Below are 6,250 nucleotides of genomic sequence, written 5' to 3' on the forward strand. Positions count from 1 at the left end.
CCAGATAACGGCTTTGCCTTCAGCGGCCAGTTCCCGGGCCTGCTGATCCGTAAGCCCTTCCGCACGTGCCAGCTGCTGCGAGATAGTTTTATAGCGTTCCAGCCGTTTTATATTTTCCGGGGAAGATACAATGAGCATATACTGGTGCCGGCCTTCTTCCGTAAGCCCTATGTCTACCAGTTTGGTACGGGGCGAGGCCGACAGCTTTTTAAAGTAAGCAGCAGTTTGTGTATAATTTGCCAGCTTATAATCGTCCCCGATATTAAAACCAAAATGCTCTTTGGGAGATGGCACCTGCTGCGCCCACGATACAGCAACAGTAGTGAGCAACAAGAGCAGCAGGTAATAAAATCGTTTATTCATACGGGTTATCAGTTTCGGTTGATCAAACAGGTTTTCTATTGTTTTTTAAACCTCACGCCTACACGGCAGTCGCCCGGTTCGCCTCTTGCTTCATCGCAGATATTATTGAAAAAGGTAACGATCCTGCGGCCATCGGCCAGGTTGAGGATAAATTTGAACAAAAAGTAATCGTTTACGGCCACATTTGAAAGACTTACATTATTCAGGACCGCCAACTGCGCTGCTGTAAAGGAATACGTTTTTGGAAAGGTAGTTACCGTTTCATATAAATGATCGTTGGTACCTACTATGCTGGGCAATGGGAACTGTGCGATGTTCGTATATTGGTTACCGGGAAAAGAGATCACTAACGGGTACGCAGGTACGCTTGTTTCCGCTTTATTATAGCTGGTATATACTTCAATAGAAGTAACTGTTTCTTTCCCGAATCCTTCCCAGCTGAGGGTAAAAGCAAATTCCTGGCTGGCTACCTCCGGATCTTTCAGGTTAAAGAAAGCCACCTTGCCTGCCTGCCGCGTGGGCAGGGCTGTTTTGGTAGTATCTATCGTTACCACAGGAACAGCGGTATAAGTATATCCTTCCCATTCGTATTTCACTTTTTTACAGGAAAATGCAACTGATGCAATAAGCAATATCGTTACTATGTAATGTTTCATAATGATGATTTTAGTCCCCGTAATTATTTATCTTATTTATCCCAGAACACCGGTGTTGTTTGCTGTGCCACCTGCAGGCGGCTGGCATCATCGCCCAGGCTGGTGTTGGCGGTGAGCTCTGTTTCAGAATAGTACAGGCGCAGCGGGAAGGTATTGAGCGGCGACAGCGGCGTGCGTAAAACAGGCAGCCCGGTACGGCGGTAATCGTTATACGCTTCCATGCCATTGCCATATTGTGCGATATATTTCTGCGTCATTACCAGCTCCAGTTTTCCTGCGTTCGTAGCCGCATCATACTTTACCAGGAGATCGTCTGTAAAACCGGTGATAACAGCGGAAGGCAATACAACGCCGCCATTCGCAGCAGCATAAGTGCTTACGCTGTTCAGGTGGGCAATAATGCCATCTTTAAAAGCCTGCCGGGCATCGTCGCCGGTATTCAGCGTAAGCGCGGCTTCCGCACGGATAAACTTCACCATGGCATTGGTGATCATGGGCATAATACCGGCCCCGGTACCATCCGTGGGGCCTACCACCTTGAGGGCCCCGGTAGCGCCGGTATTAGTGAGGTATTTGTTGCCTGCGGGAATGTTGTTCACCGGTGCATTGTCGTACAATCCACCGGCAGGATAGATCCCGAAAGTGGAGCGCCTGTTCAGATCAGCGGGAGCAGCAGTACCATCGCCGGGGTTCCGGCCGTAATAACCATTGCTGTTAGCCGAGTTGTTTAACCCTGCAGTGGCGTTTTGCCGCATGATATAGTAGCGGAGCCTGGGATCATCGTTGTTAAACAACAGATCGATGAGCGACTGGCTCATATAAAACGTTTTGCTGCCCTGGTATTCCGAGCGATGCCAGGGATGCCTGTTGTTGGGATTCTGCCCGGGGCCGAACCTGAAGGTAAAATCCAGCGCATTGGTGCTGATCAGCGCAGCAGGATCGGCAATCAACGCTTTAATAGCAGTGGCCGACCGTTCAGGGTTCACCAGGCGCACCTGGTTATAGAGCTTTAATTTCAGGGAGCCCGCCATCAACAGCCAGGAGCTTTTAAGCCCGCCATACAACAGGTCCGACGATGCAGGCACCAATGTGGTGGCGGAAACTTTGGCAGCATCGGCAACTGCCGCATCGATCATCTTCAAAAGATCCTCATATATATCCGCACCTTTTTCAAATGGAGGACTTACCGTTTCCTGTCCTTTCTGCGATTGTGAATAAGGGATATCGCCCCACATGTCTACCATCAGGCTTACGAGGTATGCCTTCTCCAGTTTGGCGATGGCTACATATCCCCATTGTTCCTGCGCAGTACCTGCTTTTATCACTGATTCGATATCATTCAGCGTTTGCGTGTAAAAGCCATCCCAGGAATCGTTGAAGCTGGTACCCTGCTGCTGCAGCCTGCTCAGGCCGGAGGAGAAAACGGTGTATTGCATAAACGTAGCGGTGCCGCTGTTCAACTGGTACATGTTGGCTGCCATAGACACTTCTGTAGCGGGCAACAATAAAGATAACTGTGCAGTAGTGGGATTGTTGGGATCTGTATTGATATCCACAAACTTCTTACAGCCGGTAGCCAGAAGAACACCTGCCAATGCGATCGTAATATATTTCAGTGCCATCATCATATCAGGTTTTATAATCAGAAAGAACATTTCAGGTTTATGCCAAAGCGGCGGGTAGTGGGTACCGCGAGGTTATCATATCCCTGTGAGTTACCCACTCCCAGCGAGCTTACTTCCGGATCAAAATTGGTATACTTCGGGAAGTTAGGAGCGTTGTACCAGAGGTTACGGCCGGTAACAGAAATAAAGGCCGATCCAAAAGGCGTTTTACCCAGGAAGTTTTTGGGGATCTCATATCCCAATGCAATTTCACGCAGGCGGAACACCGTAGCATCGAATACAGATCCTTCGTTGATACCGCCGTTGCCGGGCCCCATGCTTCCACTGAAAAAATGATCTTCAAAAGAGAGCGCCACGTTATTCGGGATCTTGTTGCCCTTGGAGTCGCGCAGTGGCGTTTGTGTATTGATATCTCCCAAAACTCCCGGCGATACGATGGTGAACTCACGGTTTTCCATATCGCGGGTAACGCCACGGGACAGCATTTCCGCCACCGTGCGCGAGTAGAGCTGCCCGCCCTGTTTCCAGTCGAACAGGATATTCAGTGAAAAGCTGCGGAAGCGGAATGTATTGGTAATGCCCACCATAAAATCAGGATTAGGATTACCAATAGCTTTCAATGCGCCGGAAATGAGCGGCTTACCTGTGTTGGGATCTATCAGTACATTCCCTTCATCGTCGCGTGCATAGGCCGTGCCCTGGATAAGCCCATAGGGTTGCCCTACCACATGCACGCTGCTGGTGCCGTTGGTACCGCCGTAGCTGAAGCGCTCGTACCCGCCGAGGTTGCGGATAATGTTCCGGTTGCGGGTGAAGTTGGCCGAGATATCCCAGTTGAGGCCATTATTGGATTGCAGCGGCGCCGCATTCAGCCCTATTTCCACGCCTTTGTTGGTGGCTTCACCAAGGTTGAGGATCTGGGTGGTATAACCAGATGAAGGCGCTGCTGTTACCTCGAAGATCTGCGAGGTACTTTTCTTATTATACCAGGTAAAGTCAACGCCTATACGATTATGAAAGAACTGCAGCTCTGTACCCAGTTCCAGCTCCGTAATGAACTCTGGTTTCAGGTTGGCGTTGGTGAGCAGGTTGGCCTGGGTTACCACATTGTACACACTGCCACCCTGCGGCGTAAAGGGCAATCCTACATTGGCCGGCGTAGTGGTAGCGCCGAGAACAGGATTGATCTGGTAAAAGTTTTGTGTCTGGTAAGGAGAAGCTTCATTGCCCACTTTGGTATAACCGGCTCTTACCTTACCGAAGTTTAGTACTTCTTTGGACAGGTGCAACGCTTCTGTAAATACCAGTGATCCGTTTACCCCGCCATAGAAATAACTCCTGTTATTGGCAGGCAGTGTAGAAGAAATATCATTACGTCCTACAAAGTTGAGGGAAGCAAAGTTTTTATAATCAAAGGTGATGTCTGTAAAGAAAGCATAGTAGCGCTGTTTCAGGATGTTCCTGTTATTGGTGAGCTGGATCGGCGTTACAGAGCTGGTATTGTTCATATCTATCAGATCGGCAACAATGATGTTGTCGCCATAAAATGCTTTCCTGTCTGTTAGCCGCTGGTTCACGTTGTTACCGAGAATAGCGCGCAGGGATATATCTGGTGTAAGAGGTTTGGTGGCGGTTAGCAGCAGGGTATTATCAAGTTCCTGGCGGTAAATATTATCTGATGTGATGCTTCCGTTAGGATAAGAGGAACTGCCTTTTCCCCTCACGCTCATGCGCCGGTCGGTATAAGCGTTGAAGCCGATGGTATTCTGTACATTCAGCCAGGGCAAAGGATCAAATCCCAGTACCAGGTTACCATAGTACCTGTCCACATCACTGGTAGAAGGACTGTGCTTCACCGACCAGTAAGGGTTATCTATTCCCGTATAGTCGTACACGTTGCTACCATCCAGCGGGTTCTCGTATGGATAGTTGGTGAGGTCGTAACTGGTAGGCACGTACATAAGGGTAGACATGATAGACCCTGTAAGCCCTCCTACCGGCGGTGTTTTTTGCCGGGTGGTAACATAGTTAATAGCGCCGCTGGCATAGAATTTATTTTCCAGCCGGATATTTCCACCAATGTTAACAGCCGTGCGGCTGATTTCATTACCTGGCACCACTCCTTTATTTTTGGTATTGGAGAAGCCTGCGTTAAAGTTACCTTTCTCGCTGCCGGAAGAAATGGTGATGGCATTTTCGTATACGCTTCCCTGCCGGAAAAAGTTCTTTGCATTTTCCTTTGCATATGATTTATACGGCACCTGGATGGGCGTTACACCATCTGCTTCATAGAACTGCGGGAACACTGCGGAAGAAAACTGACGGGTAAGCTGATGCGGGATAGTAGCGCGTGTAGGCAGGATACTTTTCACTCCTTCAAACGGCTGGCCCCAGGAAGCGTATACCCCCTGGCGGTAGTCGTTGTTGGTACCCTGTCCGTATTTGGTCTGATATTCAGGCAGGCCGGACACCTGCTCTACCGAGTAGCCGGTGTTGTAAGTAATTTCCGTGCCTTTGCGGCTTTTCTTTTTACCGGCTTTGGTGGTGATGATGATGGCGCCGTTAGCCGCTCTTGATCCGTATAAAGCTGCGGCAGCAGCGCCTTTCAGCACCGTCATGGTTTGAATATTATTCGGATCAAGATCAAATGCGCGGTTGGTAACGCCTACGCCGCCTACCGTAGCAGCGCCTACATTGGCAAAGCTGGAGTTATCAAAGGGAACACCGTCTACCACAAACAACGGCTGGTTGTTTCCATTGAGCGAGGAGTTACCGCGGATGGTGATATTGGTACCGCCTCCCGCCACGCCGCCGGCAGATTGGATATTCACGCCCGCCACTTTACCCGTGAGGGCTCTTACCGGGTCTGGCTCTGATTTCTGGGCTACCTTGTCAGAGGTAACCGTGCTTACTGAATAGCCAAGACTATTCTTCTGGCGGGCAATCCCTGCGGCGGTTACCACGAAGTCCTGCAATTGTTTTACCGCGGCTTTCAGTTTTATGATGCCAGCCTCTGATGCTTTTACTTCCGTGATGTTATAGCCGATAGCGGTGATCACGAGGGTAGCGCCTTCTTTTACCTTGAGGGAAAAAGTACCGTCGCCTGCGGAGGTAACGCCGTTGGCAGTCCCCTTCTCCATGATGGTGGCGCCCGGAAAGGGCTCGCCTGTTTCTCCGAGTATTTTTCCTTTCACAATGATATCTGCCGGAAGAACAGCGTTAAGATCTGTACTGGCGGTGCGTTTTGCGCCGGGATCATTTTCTTTGAGGATGATATAATTATCATTCACCACAAACCCGATCTCAAGATCACCCAACAGGCGGTCCAGCACTTTGCCGAGCGCTTCCTGGTTGGCTTTGGCAGATACTTTCCGGTCGAGCGCAATATGACTGGAGCTATATACAAATTTTACCTCCGCCTTGCTGTGGATCTGGTTCAGCACGCCTTTCAGGCTCATATCATCTGCCTGCAGCGATATTTTCCTGTCGAGCACTCCCTGTGCGTGCCCTGGCACGGGAGAAGTAATGCTATAAAGCAGCAGGCCGGCTACCAGGTTAACGCTTGTTATTTTTTTGCATTTGGACAGGAAGGCATTTGTTTTTAGA

3 protein-coding genes and 1 pseudogene are annotated in these 6,250 nt (G+C 49.7%); all 4 read right to left on the bottom strand.

Annotated features, from left to right (window positions below; all coding sequences use genetic code 11):
* A pseudogene (locus VIM72_RS14975) lies at positions 1 to 363 on the bottom strand (peptidase); the annotation flags it as partial.
* Positions 364 to 398: 35 nt separating this feature from the next.
* Positions 399 to 1,019, bottom strand: coding sequence for a hypothetical protein (locus VIM72_RS14980; RefSeq protein WP_332003633.1), 621 nt, complete (start codon positions 1,017 to 1,019; stop codon positions 399 to 401).
* Positions 1,020 to 1,051: 32 nt separating this feature from the next.
* Complete coding sequence (locus VIM72_RS14985) at positions 1,052 to 2,644, bottom strand: SusD/RagB family nutrient-binding outer membrane lipoprotein (protein ID WP_332003634.1); 1,593 nt, start codon at positions 2,642 to 2,644, stop codon at positions 1,052 to 1,054.
* 17 nt (positions 2,645 to 2,661) lie between these two features.
* Positions 2,662 to 6,250: SusC/RagA family TonB-linked outer membrane protein (locus VIM72_RS14990; protein ID WP_332003635.1), on the bottom strand; the 3,589-nt coding region annotated here is incomplete at its 5' end.

Source organism: Chitinophaga sp. (assembly GCF_036569185.1).
GTDB lineage: Bacteria > Bacteroidota > Bacteroidia > Chitinophagales > Chitinophagaceae > Chitinophaga.